Origin of the sequence: Vibrio sp. ArtGut-C1 (assembly GCF_002105475.1) — a bacterium.
GTDB classification, from domain to species: domain Bacteria; phylum Pseudomonadota; class Gammaproteobacteria; order Enterobacterales; family Vibrionaceae; genus Vibrio; species Vibrio diabolicus.
On sequence record NZ_NCTH01000022.1, the window covers coordinates 49,474 to 67,967 of the forward strand.

15 protein-coding genes are annotated in these 18,494 nt (G+C 45.0%); 7 read left to right on the forward strand and 8 right to left on the reverse strand.

The annotated features are described in order from the left end of the window. Positions 1-119 precede the first annotated feature (119 nt). The 3 genes from B7360_RS17370 to B7360_RS17380 form a co-directional block, all read right to left on the reverse strand. On the reverse strand, positions 120-788 hold the full coding sequence (locus tag B7360_RS17370) for a LuxR C-terminal-related transcriptional regulator (protein ID WP_048625358.1): 669 nt from the start codon (positions 786-788) through the stop codon (positions 120-122). 247 nt (positions 789-1,035) lie between these two features. Then, positions 1,036-1,236 (reverse strand): restriction endonuclease subunit S, encoded by a 201-nt coding sequence (locus B7360_RS17375; RefSeq protein ID WP_005392406.1) that lies wholly within the window; start codon positions 1,234-1,236, stop codon positions 1,036-1,038. A gap of 56 nt (positions 1,237-1,292) precedes the next feature. Beyond that, a complete protein-coding gene (locus B7360_RS17380) occupies positions 1,293-3,209 on the reverse strand; it encodes a methyl-accepting chemotaxis protein (protein WP_085344151.1) in 1,917 nt (638 codons plus the stop codon). A gap of 310 nt (positions 3,210-3,519) precedes the next feature. On the opposite strand from B7360_RS17380, the gene B7360_RS17385 reads away from it, so the two are divergent. The 6 genes from B7360_RS17385 to B7360_RS17410 are packed head-to-tail and all read left to right on the forward strand — an operon-like array spanning position 3,520 to position 10,300. Then, positions 3,520-4,476, forward strand: a complete 957-nt coding sequence (locus B7360_RS17385) for a MoxR family ATPase (protein ID WP_085344153.1) — start codon at positions 3,520-3,522, stop codon at positions 4,474-4,476. A gap of 14 nt (positions 4,477-4,490) precedes the next feature. Beyond that, a complete protein-coding gene (locus tag B7360_RS17390) occupies positions 4,491-5,417 on the forward strand; it encodes a DUF58 domain-containing protein (protein ID WP_053808320.1) in 927 nt (308 codons plus the stop codon). Positions 5,418-5,455: 38 nt separating this feature from the next. Further along, positions 5,456-5,932 carry a DUF4381 domain-containing protein gene (locus B7360_RS17395; protein ID WP_085344154.1) on the forward strand — a complete coding sequence of 159 codons (477 nt, stop codon included), beginning with the start codon at positions 5,456-5,458 and terminating at the stop codon, positions 5,930-5,932. Next, positions 5,925-6,929, forward strand: coding sequence for a VWA domain-containing protein (locus B7360_RS17400; RefSeq protein ID WP_085344156.1), 1,005 nt, complete (start codon positions 5,925-5,927; stop codon positions 6,927-6,929). Before B7360_RS17395 ends, B7360_RS17400 begins: the two co-directional genes overlap by 8 nt. Next, positions 6,922-8,649 carry a VWA domain-containing protein gene (locus B7360_RS17405; protein ID WP_085344158.1) on the forward strand — a complete coding sequence of 576 codons (1,728 nt, stop codon included), beginning with the start codon at positions 6,922-6,924 and terminating at the stop codon, positions 8,647-8,649. Before B7360_RS17400 ends, B7360_RS17405 begins: the two co-directional genes overlap by 8 nt. Before the next feature lie 4 nt (positions 8,650-8,653). Further along, the gene (locus B7360_RS17410; protein ID WP_085344160.1) at positions 8,654-10,300 is read left to right on the forward strand and encodes a BatD family protein; all 1,647 of its coding nucleotides are present in this window, start codon (positions 8,654-8,656) and stop codon (positions 10,298-10,300) included. A gap of 116 nt (positions 10,301-10,416) precedes the next feature. Here the strand turns inward: B7360_RS17410 and B7360_RS17415 are convergent, their stop codons facing one another. From B7360_RS17415 to B7360_RS17435, 5 genes are all read right to left on the reverse strand, one after another. Then, entirely contained in the window at positions 10,417-12,540 is a 2,124-nt protein-coding gene (locus B7360_RS17415) for a GGDEF domain-containing protein (protein WP_085344162.1), read from the reverse strand. A gap of 330 nt (positions 12,541-12,870) precedes the next feature. Then, positions 12,871-13,620 carry a phosphate ABC transporter ATP-binding protein PstB gene (gene pstB, locus B7360_RS17420; RefSeq protein WP_005397884.1) on the reverse strand — a complete coding sequence of 250 codons (750 nt, stop codon included), beginning with the start codon at positions 13,618-13,620 and terminating at the stop codon, positions 12,871-12,873. A 60-nt stretch (positions 13,621-13,680) separates the two neighbouring features. Next, positions 13,681-14,544 carry a phosphate ABC transporter permease PstA gene (pstA, locus tag B7360_RS17425; protein ID WP_005397882.1) on the reverse strand — a complete coding sequence of 288 codons (864 nt, stop codon included), beginning with the start codon at positions 14,542-14,544 and terminating at the stop codon, positions 13,681-13,683. A gap of 22 nt (positions 14,545-14,566) precedes the next feature. Continuing rightward, the gene (gene pstC / locus B7360_RS17430; protein WP_006741921.1) at positions 14,567-15,499 is read right to left on the reverse strand and encodes a phosphate ABC transporter permease subunit PstC; all 933 of its coding nucleotides are present in this window, start codon (positions 15,497-15,499) and stop codon (positions 14,567-14,569) included. 103 nt (positions 15,500-15,602) lie between these two features. Next, entirely contained in the window at positions 15,603-16,424 is an 822-nt protein-coding gene (locus B7360_RS17435; protein ID WP_006741922.1) for a phosphate ABC transporter substrate-binding protein, read from the reverse strand. Positions 16,425-16,752: 328 nt separating this feature from the next. Here B7360_RS17435 and B7360_RS17440 point away from each other — a divergent pair, with 328 nt between their 5' ends. Beyond that, on the forward strand, positions 16,753-18,396 hold the full coding sequence (locus B7360_RS17440) for a methyl-accepting chemotaxis protein (RefSeq protein ID WP_085344189.1): 1,644 nt from the start codon (positions 16,753-16,755) through the stop codon (positions 18,394-18,396). Positions 18,397-18,494: the final 98 nt, after the last annotated feature.

Here is an 18,494-nt window from a genome sequence, read left to right on the forward strand (position 1 = left end):
AAGTTATTAAAAAGAGAATCAAAAAAAGTGTTTCTCATAAAAGAAACACTTTTAACACATTTAGGTCACAGTAATGATTAAGAATTCACTAAATTAAATAACGTAATATTTCAAGGAGATTACACTGTTAACGTGTTATCCGAAATATTTTCTTTCGCCCAAATAAGTGCTTGGACTCTATTTTTTACTTCAATCTTCTTGAAAATATTGTGTAAATGAGTCTTTACCGTATTCTCGCTCACAAATAGTTGTTCAGCAATTTGTTGATTGGAAGCCCCCATAGAGAGAAAGGTAATTATTTGTTGCTCTCGTTTGGTCAAAATAGCGGGAACATTCTTATTTATCGGTTTGCAGTGGCGACGAAGGTGAGTAATGTATTGCTGAGAAAACTTACGGCTGAACCACATATCCCCCTGAAGCACCTTACCAATCCCAACTTGCAGCGTTTTTATATCATCAGAGGTATAGAAAATACCTGCTAGAGTACGCCAAGCAAAAAGATCTTCAGTCGAAATGGATTGATCACAATTAATTAAGATTTCGAGCGTATCTTTCTGTTGCGACTCTTTAAATTCCGAATAACGCCGAAAGATTTCATCAGTGATCACGCTGCAATCAACAATAATGGCTGACGCTAAAGGCGAATCTAACGCTCCTTGAATAAGAGAGTCTGGTGTGATTAGAGCAACACTAATACCGAGTTTGGTCTCCAATACATCTTTCAGCAGAGATGACTGCAGACTGCCCTCCGTGATTAAAATGACATTTCTTGTTTTTTGTTGCTCCATCCTGATCGCATTCCCTTGGTCGCTTTTATTGAAATACGCAATAGATTTAGATAGAGCAGTAGTATTGTCAAGTATGAAAATAACTAGTACTAATTAATAACTCATTGAAGTGTCAATAATTTTTAAGTGGCAAGTATGTAAGAGGTATTAGCATTTTTCAGGCATTAAAAAGGGAGCATACACTCCCTTTTTTGTATTTGAGTTAGTGATTTTGTCGCGCCCGTTAGAGCCGAAACCTCACCCTAGCTTAGTGAACTGGAACAGAGTTTTTTTGGTTAAATTTACCAAAGTGTTGCTCTAACACTTCTGGCGTCAACTTACCTTCTGCTTCCAGCTTTTTTAGCTCAGCGACGATCGCTTTTTGCTCTTCTAGCGACGGCAGTTTTACTTCTGGCTCCTGAGCGGCTTCCTGAGAAATCTGCTCTAGTTCTTTTTCGAAGTCATTCATAGTACTTACCTAAATTTAGTTAGTGAACTTTTAAACTTCGGCTATTCTATCCAACTCTATAGCTTGAAGCTACCAACCATCTTGTCCAGACGTGAAGAGAGCGCTTGAAGATCACGACTTGCATCCGCCAGCTCTTCTGCCGTTGCAGTTGTCATTTCATTGATCGCGTTGATTTCTTCAATGTTTTGGTTAATGGTATGCACCACAGTGGATTGCTCTTCCGTCGCCGTCGCAACTTGCGTATTACGATCAGAGATGTCTGTAATTCGCTCAGAAATATTGACTAACACTTCCACTGCTTCATCGGTTGAAGCGACCCCTTCAATAGTGACCGCTTTACCCGCTTCCATCGCACTTACTGCGTCTTGTGCGTCACTTTGAAGTTGGTTGATCATCCGTTGGATCTCTTCTGTTGAATCAGCCGTGCGTGACGCTAGGTTTCTTACCTCGTCAGCAACCACCGCAAAACCACGACCTTGCTCTCCAGCGCGTGCAGCCTCAATCGCGGCATTCAACGCGAGCAAGTTGGTTTGTTCTGATATGTCACGAATTACGCCCAGAATCGAGCCAATATCTTTAGTTGTCGATGCCAGCTGCGTGACGACAATATTGGTCGTTTCTACGTCATCAGCTAGGCGGCTAATCACCTCTTTGGCTTTCATAACCACTTCACGACCCGTTTGAGTATTATCAGAAGCCTGATTTGCCGTATCGGCAGCAGTAGCCGCGTTCGATGCAATTTCGCTGATGGTCGCACCCATCTGGTTAATCGCCGCAACAACTTGAATGGTTTGATCACGTTGCTCTTGGCTGTTGTCATGTGTGGATGTTGCTTTCGTCGAAACACTTTCTGCCGCTTGACTTAATGAGCCACTGGTCAAAGCAACTTCTTTCATTGTGGCGTGGATCTTCTCAATAAATCCGTTGAAGCCTTTTGAAAGCTGAGCAATTTCATCATTACCCTGAATTTCAATGCGCTGCGCCAAGTCGCCTTCACCTTGCCCAAGGTCGGTAAAACGATCGGCAATCAGTCGAATTGGTTTAGTAATACTATTTGCCAACCATACACCCATCAGAATGAATACAACGGCGACAATGATGGTCGTAAACAGCATTTTTTGCGCAGTAGCATTTAGGTCCGCGAAGACTTCATCGACAGGAACTACACCAATGACAAACCAATTCATTGAAGGAACATACAAACTGGAAACAAACGTGTCCTGCCCTTCAAAGTCCACATTAATCAAATTGAAGCTGTTTTTATTCAGCAGTGCACTCGCATCACTACCAAATAGCTTGGTGATAGAAGTTTGGTTTTTACCTTGTTGACGATGTATTTGAATCTCACCCTGTTCGTTAGTGAGGAACACATAACCCGTATCTTCAATTTTAAACCCATTGAGCAGCGCAACCATGTCGTCCATCGACTTTGAAAGACCTGACATTGATGTGCCATTTAAGTCTTGGTAGTTGGCAAACATTTTTACTTCGCCGTTTGCCTCTTGGAAAACGCTCACTGACGTTTCTTGACCAGAAGACGTAAAGCCAAAGAACCAAGCATCTTGAGTTCGATTAAGCTGACGCAAGAACCCGTTTTGATTCCAGTAATATGCCGTTTGACGATTGGCTACCGACGCATCATTAAGTCCGTACTGGGATTTAACGTTATTGAGCTGCTGAACTAACTGAACTTCTACCGCCGGATCGCGGTCTGTATTAGATAGAGCTTCGACAATAAACTCGTTTTTTGCGAGCTGTTTTGCGGCTTGTTGCATCTCTACAACTTCGCGGTCAATTTCTGTATTGATTTGCTGCAGCATCGCAGGTAGTTCGATATCAATAAGACGGTGGCTCAACACATCTCTTGCATGACGCTGAGCCATAACACCAACGATAATTGTTGATGCTAAAACAGCAAACGTAATACCAAGTACAACCTTCTGTTTGATGCTCAAGGAATGAAGTTTCAACATATTCGGACCTTTTAAAAGAATCACTTGTTATTGGCCCCATAAGGGGAATCTGGTGCATATCTCATGACACGCACATCACAGAAACTTTATCGGCTCACATATACAAAACTAGAGGCATTTCTCACTATATTATGAAAAATAAATGTAACGCCCTGTCAGGTAAGAACTTTCAGTGATAGCAAGTACTTGCAATTCTCTGCAAAGTCCCAATATTGAAAAGATAAATTGCGAAAGCGCATTGGAACTTTTTCCATCTGGAAAATGACCAATACTCAACACAAAAATCAAATGGATATCGAGAGTCCAAAGCATGCATAAATCTAACTTCGAAACTCTTCAGCAATACCTAGAGTCGCAGATCATTGGTCAGCAAGATCTAGTCAAACAACTGCTTGTTGCCCTTTTGGCCGATGGACATATTTTGGTTGAGGGCCCTCCTGGGCTGGCAAAAACCCGTGCAGTAAAATCACTCTCAGATTGTGTTGAAGGCGACTTCCACCGAATTCAGTTTACCCCTGACTTGCTGCCAGCCGATTTAACCGGCACCGATATCTTCCGCCCCGAAACCGGAGAGTTCACTTTCCAATCTGGTCCTATCTTCAATTCTCTTATCCTTGCGGATGAGATAAACCGTGCACCGGCCAAAGTACAAGCGGCGATGCTTGAAGCAATGGCAGAGAAACAAGTCACAGCAGGTCGCCATACTTACCCGTTGCCAGAGTTGTTTTTGGTCATGGCGACTCAAAACCCGATTGAACAAGAAGGGACTTATCCACTACCTGAAGCGCAGCTAGATCGCTTTTTATTACATTTAGAAGTGGAATACCCAGATGCGGAACATGAGCTATCTATCTTGCGTATTAACCGCGGTGAAGCAAAAGGCGAAACTACCGTCGAGCGCCCAATGTTAAGCCAACAAGATATATTCACTGCGCGTAAAGAAGTGTTGGATATTCATATGGCCGAAACGATAGAGCAGTACATCGTCCGTTTAGTTATGGCAACACGTCGAGCCAGCGAATATGACACTGAGCTGGATAAGTGGTTGTCAATGGGCGTTAGCCCACGTGCCACCATCGCTCTGGATCGTTGTGCCCGTGCGCACGCTTGGCTTGCTGGTCGTGATTTTGTGTCCCCAGAAGATGTTCAAACCATGGCTTATCCGGTTTTGCGCCACCGCTTATTACTGAGTTACCACGCTCAAGCGGAAGGCATTACGGCAAACCAAGTCATTGATAAGCTGCTAAACCTCGTTAGCAGTGCATAAGACGAGGAAGAGATATGTCCACAACGCATCCACTGCCACCTCATGCGAATGGGGTGACATTAACCCTTGAAGAGCTGCTGCAATACCGCACTCAATCTGTACGTTGGTTGCCACCAGCACAAAGTATCTGGTCGCAAATGAGCGGTAACCATACCAGCCGCCAAAAAGGGCGAGGCATGGATTTTATGGAAGTACGCCAATACCAACCTGGCGATGATATCCGCAGTATTGATTGGCGGGTAACTGCTCGTACAGGGAAAGCGCACACAAAGTTATTTGCAGAAGACAAAGAGCAAGCTGTGATTCTTTACCTTGACCTGAGTTCTAGCCTGCATTTTGGGTCTAAGTATATGCTTAAGTCGGTTCAATTGGCTCACTTTGCCAGCGTGTTGATTTGGCTCACTTTGGCTAAAAAGGATCGCATCGGTGCGGTGATTGACGATGGACATCAATGTTTTGAGTTTCGCCCTTCCTCTCTACAAAAACAGGGGCTGCGGATTCTTAATGCTATCGTCGATACACATAACGCGCAGGTGGCTCGTACTGCCAACAACGAGGCTCGTACACTGCCGTATACTCAGGTGTTAGAAACACTTCATACACTGACACCTAAGGGCAGCGAACTGATTATGCTCAGCGACTTTGCCCACATAAGCGCGGCAGAGTTGACGCAGTTACGTCGACTAAAACAGCACAACAGTGTGAGGGCTATTCAGTTTTATGACCCTTTAGAAAGAGGTGAAACAAACTTTAGAGGTCAAGTAAAAGCCTCGGATGGACAACGTAGTCAATGGTTCAACTTTGGCTCCAAGGGCCAAAGAAAGGAACTCGAAACACACTTTACTCAACACCAAGAAACCATTAAACAGCAATGCCATTCGATGGCGATTCCATTTAACACGCTATCAAGTGGTTGGCCCTTGATTTCACAATTAAGCTAACAAACTGTACAAGCAGCATTTATTAAGCAGTAATAATAATGACAACAAACAACCAAAGCCTAAACCTTGAACCTCTGATTTTACCAAACGCTCCGGATTGGTTTCCGCTCGCTTGGGGATGGTGGGCAGTGCTTGCGGCCACCGTGCTTTTCGTTTTCAGCATTTATCTTTATACGAAATGGCGTAAAAAACGCCTACGCGCGCAAAAGGCAGCCTTAAAACTTTTAACTCAATCTGTCACACCTCATACCCCCTCCTCTGCTCTGGAAATATTGCGTCAGGCGGCATTGAGTTACTTTCCGCGTGAAGAAATCGCGCCATTAACTGGAATCGCTTGGTATGAGTTTCTCGATAGCCATACAAAAGAAACTCGATTCGTAGACAAACAACATCAGTGGCAAGAAGCGCTGTATCAGAAATCCTCTCAAGAAAATCATCAAAGCTTGGTCGATGATTGTGTCTTTTGGATAACTCACGCTTTGCCACCAAAGAAAAAGGCAAATAACCGTGACTGAGCAAACACTCATAACCGATCTTGCCCAATGGCTAAACATTGAATTTGTCTGGTGGTGGGCACTATTTTTGCTGCCTGTCCCCTGGCTGGTATACAAGCTCCTGCCACAAGAATCTCAACAAGCCGAGATCAAATTGGCGTACTTACCAACTAATGAGAATGGCAGCAAGCCTAGGCAAGCCCTGCAAAAATCACTATCAATGGCGATCTGGGTTCTTCTTATCATTGCTTGTGCGCGTCCAGTTTGGTTTGGTGATCCAGTTGAGTTCCAACCCAAATACCGGGACTTGATGTTAGTCGTCGACCTATCTGGCTCGATGCAGCAAGAAGACATGGAGCTCAACGGCGAATACATTGACCGCCTCACCGCTGTCAAAAAAGTTCTATCGGATTTCGTGGCAAAAAGAAAAGGTGACCGTCTCGGGGTTGTTTTGTTTGGCGATCACGCGTATTTGCAAACGCCACTCACTGCAGACCGTAAAACCGTCATGCAGCAGATTAATCAAACCGTCATCGGCTTGGTTGGTCAACGAACCGCCATTGGTGATGGTATTGGTCTAGGCACGAAAACTTTTGTAGACAGTGATGCTCCGCAACGAGTCATGATTTTGCTTAGTGACGGCAGCAATACTGCCGGTGTGCTCGAACCGCTCGAAGCAGCGGAAATCGCAAAAAAATACAATGCGACCATTTACACCGTAGGCGTAGGTGCTGGTGAAATGATGGTGAAAGAGTTTTTCATGACTCGCAAGGTTAACACCGCAGCCGACTTGGATGAGCAAACACTAACTAAAGTGGCAGAGATGACTGGTGGACAATATTTTCGGGCGCGAGATACTGAACAGCTCGAAAAGATCTACGACACGATCAACCAGCTCGAGCCCGTGTCAAGCGACACGCAAACTTGGCGTCCGCAGTCAGAATGGTTCCCATACCCATTAAGCGCTGCATTCGTACTGTCGGTATTGTTATTCCTACTGAGGAGAAAACATGGCTGAGTTTATTTTCCTTAACCCTTATTGGCTTTTGGGGCTTATCGCAATCCCTATTGCGCTCTTGCTCAATCACAAATTTAGAGCAAAAAAATCGACACTGATTGCCCCTCACCTAGCTAAAGTGCTCGGACAAAACACGCAGTCCAAACACTATTTTATTCTCTGGGGCGTAGCTTGGGCGCTTGCCTGCATTGCGCTAGCGGGACCAAGCTGGCAATCCAACGCTCGCCCAAGCTTTGAGTTAAACCAAAACCGCATTTTAGTGCTTGATATGTCTCGCTCGATGTTCGCTACGGACATCAAGCCTAATCGACTCGCGCAAACACGTTATAAGGCGCTGGACTTACTTCCTAAATGGAAAGAAGGGGCTACGGGTCTTATTGCTTACGCTGGCGATGCCTATAACTTAAGTCCACTGACGACTGATTCCAGTACGCTTGCTGGAATTATCGAGAATTTGTCACCAGAGCTAATGCCTTTTCAAGGGGCAAACCTGCCTTCCGCAATTGAATTAGCGCTCAACCAGTTCTCTCAAGCAGGTGTGCAACAAGGCGACATCATCGTGTTAGCTGATGACCTTGATGAGTCAGAACTGTCTCGGACGTTGAATTTGGTCGAAGGTAAAAACATTCGCATCTCAGTTCTCGCAGTAGGAACCGCTAATGGCGCTCCCATCGCCCTACCCGATGGTTCTCTTTTAAAAACTGCACAAGGCACAACAGTCGTAGCGAAAACAAATCTGAAGAATTTACAAATACTAGCAAAGAAAACAGGTGGAATTTTTGTTCCTATTCAGCACACCAATCGCGATGTTGAGAACATTTCAGCCTTTACGAACAACGTTGGCAGTCAACTTTCGGCCAAGCAGAGTGAAGAAGTGAGCACTGACTCTCGCTTAAACGGTGGCTTTTGGTTGCTGCCGCTGTTACTTCTGCCTGCAGCTTTACTGTTCCGACGCGGCCTGATTTGGATGTTTGTGGCAACAATAATACCTATGACTTGGACACAACACGCCGAAGCAAATCCGTTCTTAAATGCCGACCAACGAGGAGCGGAACTCTACAAGCAAGGTGAGTATGAACAGGCGCAAAATCTATTTACAAACCCAAGCTGGAAAGGGGCAGCCAGTTACCAAAAAGGTGACTACGAAGCCGCTATCGAAGCATTTTCTCATGACGCCTCTCCTAACGGCCGCTATAACCTTGCCAACTCTCTGGCGCAAAATGGTCAATTAGAAGAAGCGGCAGAGCTTTATAAAAAACTGCTTGAAGAAAAGCCCAACTTTGAAGCTGCAAAGAAAAACTTGTCGGTTGTGGAACAAAAGCTGAAACAGCAACAGCAACAGCAACAGCAACAGCAACAGCAACAGCAACAGCAACAGCAACAGCAACAGCAACAGCAACAGCAACAGCAACAGCAGTCTCAAAACGGTGAGAAGGAAGAGCAAGGACAACAGTCACAAAATCAGCAAGAATCTGAAAATAAAACAGAAAAGCAAAAAACAGAGCAACATCGACCGAAACGAGGTGAAAAGCAGGCTCAGGAACAAGGTGAACCAATGCAGGCTCAAGTGCAGCCAAAAAACACGCATCGGGATGATCCTGAATTCCGTCGTCTAGAAGCAGTCGAAAGCGCTCGCGATCCAAGCTTTTTGATTCGTGCACAAATGCAGCTTCAAGCTCAACAAAAACAACCTCCACAACAATCTCAAAAGGAGTGGTAAGCCCGTGATGAACAAAGGCGTACAACTGATCTTTATTCTTGTGGCCAGCCTATTATCCAGCTTCTCGGTGATGGCACAGACGCTTCAAGCAAGCGTCAATAAAACACAAGTTGCTAAGAATGAAGTGATCAACCTCAGAATCATGGCAGATACTGAGCTCAGCTCAGATGCAATTGACTTTAATGTACTTGAGAACGACTTTTTCTTGGGTCAACCTCGTTATGGGCGCTCCAGCAATAACATTAATGGAAGAAAATCTGTACGTACTGAGTGGAGTATCTCGATTGCGCCGATGAAAGAAGGTATTCTGACTATTCCGAGCTTTTCCGCAGATGGTATGAGAACGGAGCCAATAAAGCTTCGTGTCACCGCAAGCCAAGCTGAACCCAATCTCGATGACCTATTTAGCTTTAATATCAGTGTCGACAACAGCACGCTGTACCCTCAACAATCTGCGACATTACGTATGCAGCTTTTGATCAAAGCAGATACCCGCCGTCTTGATAACCCACAAATTGTGCCTCCACAGATTGAAGGCATGAAGCTTGAAGCGATTGGTGGCTTACAGCAGGGACAAAAGATCTTAAATGGATTAGAAGTAGCGGTCATTGAACAGTCGTTTCGCTTAACGGCGAATCAGCCGGGTACTTACACCTTGATAGGTCCTAGACTGACAGGCTCTTACATTTATGGCGACAGCTTGACGGGCTCTACCAAGATCATGCCAATCAACACCAAAGCTGAGCAAATGCCTATCGAGGTAAAACCAATTCCAAGTGAATTTGAAGGGGAATGGCTTCCAGCTTCAGCGTTAGAAATGACGCAGAGCTGGCAAGACGATCAAGGTAATCCACTGTCGGTTAATGCGCTCAACACTGTCAAACAGGGCTCTTCACTCACTCGAACCATTCAAATTAAAGCTCGTGGAACACAAGCCGAATACCTTCCACGAGTAAGTATTGATTATCCAAGTTCGCTGCGGGTCTACCCAGAACAGCCTCAATTCGACAGCGCGAGAGATGGCACCGTTATCATGACAGTGAAGCAAGTCATTATCCCCACTGAGGCTGGTTCATATACCTTGCCGGGATACCATTTGAACTGGTGGGACAGCCAAAATGATGAAGCGAAAAAAGCGACGTTACCAGAGCTACAATTAGAAATAGAGCAAAGTGACACCGGGCTTATCACGTTGCCGGAATCGCCTCTGCCAACACCACCTGGGTCAGCCATCAGTCCCGAACCAAACGGTGGAGTGAACAGTCTCTGGCAAACCCTGACCTTTGTTTTCGCTGGACTTTGGGTGGCGACGTTAGGAGTCGCGATTTGGGCATGGAAGAAGCGTCCTATGACGGCGAGTAAAACGGTTTCGAATACCGAGCAACCTCTTTGCGTTGATGCGTTGAAAAAAGTCATCAATGAAGGGGACGCTGCTAAAATTGAACGCTCAGTAAACGAGTATCTAAACACTCACCGAGACAGGTTAAGCCCTGGTGATGCGCAAGCCGTAAAACAAGAGCTTGACGCCATGAACCAAGCGCGTTTTAGTGCCAATCAACAACCTTGGCACCCAGACTCGCTACTGGCAAAAATTCAAAACCTTGGCAAAGCAAACGTAACGAAAACCGACCACCAGCTAGAAAAACTATAAAGCAAAATGGCAACTCAAGAGAGCTGCCATTTTTCTTGTGCGACCAAACCCACTTTAGCAGTTTTATCTAAAAATCAACCAAACTGTCTCAGTAACTTTGATGTTATGAGCATCACTTATTCAACAAAAGCTTGATGCTCGAACTCATATCGCCTTACGCAATTTCGACCATGACTCTTCGCTTGATAGAGAGCCTTATCCGACAACTGGTAAAGATGGTCGAAATTAAAGTCTTTGCCTTTCGTTTTGTAGCAAGAATAACCGACTGACACAGTGAGCAACTCCCCTTCTGGGTTGTGTTGGTGTTTGATGCCTTCATCTTCAATGCATTGACGAATACGTTCCGCTCTCTGCTTTACCGCCTCTTGATCTGAGCCGATCATTAGTAACACAAATTCTTCTCCGCCAATGCGACAGAAAACCTCGTCTTCACCTTTGGTATGATGGTCCAAAATATGGCCCACGCGCATTAGTGCGATATCCCCTTCGAGATGGCCATAGTGATTGTTAAATAACCCAAAGTGATCAATATCAATCAGGATAAGACCAAAGGACATCGCTTCCTCACACTCTAGCGCGCAATATTTCTGCATCACATGTTCTAACATACGGCGATTGCCAAGACGTGTCAGAGGGTCAAGTTTAGAAAGCACCTCAAGCTGTCGGTTGGCTTCCTCCAACTCTTTGGTTCGGTTCTGTACTTCTAGCTCCAGGTTTTCGTTTAATTCGCGAATCGCCTCTTGCGCTTGAGTGCGCTGCAAAACCTCCGCTAGACTGGAAGCGAACATACGAATCACTTCACGTAGCTGAGAAGTCAGCGGCGCGCGCGTCAATAAGTTATCAACGGCAATAAAAGCGATGGGCCCGCTGCTATTCGAAGTCAAAACCGTCATCGCAGCCCAGCCAAAGCCGACAATATTACAGTCATGATAAATAGGAACGGATTCCTCAAATGCAACTTCACTAGGTACGGCGCGAGCTAAATTGATCAACGAAAAGTCTTGTGTCTCGCCAAAGAAATAAGACTCATCCACCACATTGCCTTGAATGTCAGTCCCCCAAGTACCTTGCATGTATGAGCAATTTTCATCGGTCAAAAACACCGCCATCCGATCAATACCAAGATTTTTGATGGCAAAAGTGACGGCCGATTTACATACATCACTGACGGTTGTACAGCGTGATAGCTCAACCATGCTTGAATGCAACATACGCACGTTCTGCTCTTGGCGCTTTCGAATGTAAATTTGTGAGAAAAGGGAACCAAACGAGTCCAACATCTGTTTTTGATACGCTGTTATCGGCTTGCGATGAATAAAGTTATCAAGCGCGAACCAACCAAATGGCTCATTGCCATCACGTAGAATCAACATCGCGTTCCACCCCTGCCCAACCACTTTACCTGCCGTGTATATCGGCGCATCTTCCACGATCACTAGGTTGCTCTCAAGACTTGACAGCGCAGCGATGTATTCTTCGCTCAGTTGGTGTAAATCGTATTGCGTGTGGAACTCATCTATGGTGATGCCTGATTCATCCGTGCCGTATGTTCCACTGAAACTGCGCTTTTTCATATCTAGAAGCATCAGTGTGGAGCGATCAAACCCCAACCGTTGACGTAACGCTTCGACGGCTTTGTAATACAAATCTTTTAAGGAATCAGGGTTGGAGATCTCGAGAGCAACTTGCTGAACTAACTTCATGTTCTCGATAAAGCGCTCGCGTTGGTTAATTTCATCGACATATTGCGCTTCACGAATGTCTCTGTGTCTCATCTCTTGCGACGCATTTTTCTCGGCGCGAATGCACTGCCAACGCGCCGCTGCAAGCTGCATTGCATCATAGCTTTCTTCATAGATATTGTGTGCCGTGCGAGCATGAACAGATTGAATCAGTAGGTAGGTGCGTTTGATAGGCGTGTTATCGAGCATCATTATGTAACTATCTCCACCTAAATCTTGGGTGTGGTTCCAATTACAAGTATTGATCGCCAGAGGAATGATGCTTTCAGAAGTGTCAAACTGACTCGCCCACTCCCAGAAGCTGTCAGGATAGCTTTGGATTGGGTAAAGCTCCCCGCGATAGAAACTCACAGAATAACGGGGATTAATTGAAGGATCTTCAAAAATGGCTAAGGCTTGAGGGGAGAGCAAACTCTCTAAATGATCAAATATCGCCTCCGCTAATAAGCGATGATCCCTCGTTGAAGATACTTTTCTTGTAAAACTTCTTAAACTCACCCTACCAACCTAATCTACTTTTTTATTCTCGATAAAAAACTACTTAGGCCATCATATGCAATCAATACAATCAAATTTGAGCTGTTAAGTCATTCGCAAAATTATCAGACTTAGTTTCACATTCGAGAGCTCTTCAGCACTTTTATAACCGCATTTCACATAAGTTACATGTTCTATAAAAAAGGGAGGGATATTTGTGCTTCCTTGCAAGAATTATTGGTATAGGTTGGTGTTATAAATCCGCAGCTTGAAAAGAAAAAGGCCCCTCACAAAGAGGGGCAAAGTTACCATCGCTTATAGTTATTTAGTTATGCTTGTAAATATGGCGAATTAACCGAAATCACCATTTACGTAGCCTTGAGTTCGGTCGTCTTGAGGGTTGCTGAAGATCACTTGAGTATCGTTATGCTCAACCAGTTCACCCATTAGGAAAAACGCAGTGCGGTCAGAGATACGACGCGCTTGTTGCATTGAGTGGGTCACGATAACGATGGTGTAATTCTTCTTTAGCTCTTCCATCAATTCTTCGATTTTATGTGTCGCAATTGGGTCAAGTGCCGAAGTTGGTTCATCCATCAGAATCACATCCGGCTCCATCGCGATCGTACGTGCGATACACAGACGCTGTTGCTGACCACCCGATAGACCAAATGCGTGTGACTTCAGACGATCTTTCACTTCGTCCCAAAGTGCTGCACCGCGTAGTGAACGCTCTACCACTTCGTCAATGTGTTTCTTGTCTTTGATACCTTGAGCACGTAGGCCGTAAGCCACGTTTTCGTAGATGCTCATCGGGAATGGGTTTGGCTTCTGGAACACCATGCCAACCTTGATGCGAAGATCCGCGACATCAATGTTGCCGTAAATGTCTTCGCCGTCCATCGCCAATTTACCCGTGATTTTCACGCCTTCGATTAGGTCGTTCATGCGGTTCAAACAACGTAGAAGCGTTGATTTACCACAACCTGACGGGCCGATAAGTGCCGTTACTTGGCGAACTGGAATTGGTAGGTTGATCGATTTCAGTGCTTGGTTTTCACCGTAGAATAAGTCTAGGTTTTCAATATCAAATTTGTTCATTTTCTTAATCTCTTAAATCTTGAATTCGTGTCTTTTAACGTGCGTTCTTAATTAGTGTTGTTAGTAAGTTGCGGTGTTAAAACGTCTAGCAATCAGTTTCGTTACCATGTTGATCAGAAGAACAACCACGATAAGCACTGTTGCGGTACCGTAAGCCTGATTCCATTCTTCAACGGTAAACAGTTCGGTAGTCAGTTTGTATAGGTGAACGGTTAATGTACGACCTGAATCCAATAAAGAATCCGGAATACGTGCAACCATACCTGCTGTCAGGAATACTGGAGCAGACTCACCAATGACACGACCAATACTTAGAATGACCGAGGTTAAGATACCTGGCATTGCACTCGGAAGAATCAAACGCCAGATAGTGTAAATTTTTGAAGCGCCAAGGCCGTAAGAGCCTTCACGATACGTTTGAGGCACTGCCATTAGTGCTTCTTCCGTAGTACGGATGATCACTGGCAGAATAAGAATACTTAGAGTCAGTGCACCCGACAGAATCGAGAAGCCCAGACCAAGAATTGCCACGAAGAACGTCATACCGAATAGACCGAAGATGATCGACGGGATACCCGCCAACGACTCAGTACAGAATCGGATAATTTTTACCAATCGGCTACCGACTTTCGCGTATTCGGTTAAGTAGATTGCCGTCATGATACCCAGTGGCGCCGCTACCGCGATGGATGCGATAACCATGTAGATGGTCGAGACGATCATCGGGAAGATACCGTGCTCTTCACCAGTACGTGTGTAGTTATCAGTAATGAAGTTCCAATCTACGTGTTGTAGACCATTTGATAGGATGTACCAGATAATCCAGAACAAAAAACCTACCGTTAGTGCTGCCGAAATCCAAACCAAAGCGTTAAAGACGTTATCTTTGAACTGGCGAGCTTGTTTTAGTTTTGCGCGATCCATAATAGTCACCTTTAACGAGCGATTACTTCGCTTTTTCTCGGTTTAGGTAAAGAAGTACAGCGTTCAACGACATGATGAAGACCAGAAGTACAACACCAGTGGCGTAAAGAGCGTTGGCGTGAATACCACTTGCGTAAGACATTTCAATCGCGATGTTTGCGGTTAGCGTACGTGCCGAATCTAGGATGCCTTCTGGCATAGCAGGTGCATTACCCATCACCATGATGATCGCCATTGTCTCACCTAGAGCACGGCCAATACCCAAAATCACACCCGTCATGATGCCTGAACGAGCCGCTGGAACGAGCAATTTGAAGATTGTGTAGATTTTCGAAGCGCCAAGTGCCAAAGAGCCTTCTTTGTATGCGCGAGGCACAGCTCGAATAGATGTTTCAGATACCGTGATTACGGTCGGTAGAATCATCACACCAAGCACGATGATACCTGCCAAAATCGTGTTACCCGCAGGGACATTAAAGATGTTTTGAATCAGCGGTACGATGATGACCAAACCAAAGAAACCATAAACCACAGACGGGATACCTGCCAAAAGCTCAACTGCAGGACGAATAATATCCGCAAGACGCTTTGGTGCGATTTCGGCAATAAAGATAGCCGTCAGCACACCAATTGGTACACCAACGATTACCGCACCTGCCGTCGATACAATAGATGCAACAATCATTGTCGCAACACCGTAAAGTGCAGGCGGCAGCCAGTTTTGTCCAAGAACGATGCCCGATACACCAGCTTCTTGGAATGCCGGGATACTTTCTCGAACAATAAAGTAAGCAATAACGGCTAATGAGACGATGCCGATAACGGCACTGGTTAGGAACAAGCCGTGGAAGATACGCTCTTTCCAGTCTACGCGACGTTTCTCGCGCAGGCCGGGCTTGCTGATAGCTTTAGCGTCTGTATTCATAAGCTTTTCACTATTTGTTGCGATGGTCATTTAAAAAATCTCACGGTTCTGGGCGTTTTGCCGGTGAACACTATGGATAGAAAACGCTCAGCCCTAAATGGTGGGCTGAGCAAACTTAAGAGTCCCGATAGAATTAGTTAACTGAGATGTAACCGTTTTGGTCAACTAGCTTTTGCGCATCTTCAGTTAGCATCCAGTCTAGGAATTTTTGCGTTTCAGCTGATGGCTTGCCTTCTTTGTAAAGCACAAGGAATGGACGAGCTACTTTGTAAGAACCGTTTTTCACGTTAGCTACCGTTGCATCAACGCCGTCGATTGCTAGAGCATTAACAGTGTTGTCTACAGTACCAAGAGAAATGTAGCCGATTGCGTATGGGTTAGATGCAACCATTGTTTTTAGTGCGCCGTTACCGTTTGCAACTTGAGCACGTTGAGAGATAGCTGATACCTTCTTACCAGAAATCTTCATTTTAAGAGACATGATGTCTTCAAATGCGCCACGAGTACCTGAAGCCGTGTCACGAGTAATTGCTACGATTGGCTTGTCTGCACCACCGACTTCTTTCCAGTTTGATACTTCGCCTTTGTAGATTGCAGTCACTTGCTCTGCTGTTAGGCCAGGCAGTTTGTTTTGTGGGTTAACAACCACTGCGATACCATCACGAGCAACCACTTCTTCGATTAGTGTTGATTCTTTTTCAGAGTCTTTTAGATTACGAGAAGACATACCAAGGTCTGCTGAACCATTTTTTGCTGCTTTAACACCAGCTGAAGAACCAGGGCCTTGAACTTCGATAAATACGTTAGGGTTCTTCTTCATGTACGTTTCAGAGAAAACTTCCATCAGTGGAGTTACGCTGCTAGAACCCACTGCAGAGATAGTTTCTTTAGCAGAAACAGGAGTCACTGCCATTGCGCCTAGAAGTGCGATTGCACCGATTACTGTCTTTTTCATCACAATTTCCTTAAGTGGCTTTATTGCCGTTGTGTTTCACTTGAACGGTGCTCACTTTAGAATTTGAATATGACAGTTGTGTTTCACTTAGTTGAACCCTCTATGACACGTTGTCATTTCTGTATATTAATTCCGCGACTGATCCCTCTACCGTTTTTAGCTTAGCGCTTTTATAAATTGCCGCGCGTTCAAAATGATAACTCCATCGATTTTGGTACATTTCATAACAATTGGATATGAGTAAGTCATTGATTTGACGAATGTGGCAATTAAAATCGAGATGCTTATTTATAAAAAAGATAATAATCAAACCGATAGAGGGTCAATCATGCGTCAATTTCTTAGTACGCTTTCTATTAAACTTCAGGTCTTTTTGCCTGTTCTATTCACCGTTGTATTACTCATCATTGGATTGAGCGTCGGAATCGGCAAGCTCGACCAAGCATTCAATAAGGTTTCCACTTCCACCAACAAGCTGATCATTCATAAAGAGGAACTCAGCGCCATCGTAGACAACACCTACGCTATGCGCATCAAAGCCATTTACAGTCTATTTAGAGCCGAAGATGTCCAATCTCTCAACCAAGAACTGTCTGAACGACAAAACAAAAACCGCGATTTTCTGAATTCCATCGATAGCCTCCCAGGCGTTCAAACCGAAGTGAATACTATGCGCAAAGCCATGGATCACTATGTTGATTTCACGCGCGTCACCATGACACCTCTGCTCACCACCAAACACTCTTCTGGCTACACCACATCCGATTTCAATCAAAAGTACGAATCTGCGATGGCAGAATATCGATTGGCTGGCGAAGCAATGATCAACGCCATCGACAACCTGTCTAAACAATTGAATCAAATCGTCACCGATGAAGTGGAAGCGAATGGCGAACAGCATTCAACCACGCTCACTTACAGTGCGGTTTCACTTGCGGTGATCTTGAGTGCTGCTTCGCTTATTAGTTGGATACTAGCCAGCTATATCGTTGCACCGATTCGTAACCTTCAAGGAACCATGCAAGAAGTCGCGAAGGGAAATCTATTGGTTAAAGCCGAAGCCATCGGAAAAAACGAAGTGTCGCAACTGGCTCAGGATGTAAACCAAACCATCGACAAACTGCGTGAAACCGTGAGTGCATTAGTTCGAATTAGTGAAGATGTGGCATCAGCATCGACCGAGTTAGCGACTGTTATGACTCAAAGCAGCGTTAACTCAGATCAAGAAAAGCAAGAAGTTGAGCAAGTGGCTTCGGCAATCAACCAACTAGAATCGACTGCAGCTGAAGTGTCGACCAATGCACAAGAAGCCGATAGCGCATCAAATCAAGCACGCATGCTTACCTCACAAAGTCTGAGCATGTTTGAGGAAAGCACTCGCGCAAGCGAAAAAATGGCAGAACAACTCAACGAAGCCGCAGCCGTCGTGACATCGCTGAAAGATCAATCAGAACACATTGGTCGCGTGATCGAAGTGATTGAAGGCATTTCTGAGCAAACCAATTTGCTTGCACTGAATGCAGCGATCGAGGCTGCACGAGCGGGAGAAAGTGGTCGAGGCTTTGCCGTGGTTGCTGACGAAGTGCGTATGCTGGCAGCGAGAACTCAAGAATCAACCAAAGAGATCCAAACCATCATTGAAGAGCTACAACAGCAGTCTGGTCACGCGAATGAAAGCATGCATTCAAGCTTAGCCATGTTAGAAGACAACCAAGCGCTTGCTGCAGAAGTCAGTCGTTCACTAAGTGACATCAACAGTGCGATTTCAGATTTGAATGCAATCAACACCCAAGTTGCGACCGCTTCTGAAGAACAAAAGCAAGTAACGTCGGACATCAATAACAACCTGAGTACCATCTATGAATTGGTAAGTCAGAACGTGACTGGCATTACGCAGTCCGCCTCTGCCGCTCAAGAGCTTTCAGACTTAGCGGAAAACCAAAAGCACCAACTTAAGCAGTTCCAAGTTTAAACATTCTGCTCAACACGATAAGTGCCAAAGGTTAGAAAAGAAAAAAGCTCCGCACTGGCGGAGCTTTTTATAAAGGCAAAGCTATCAATCTTTATTAA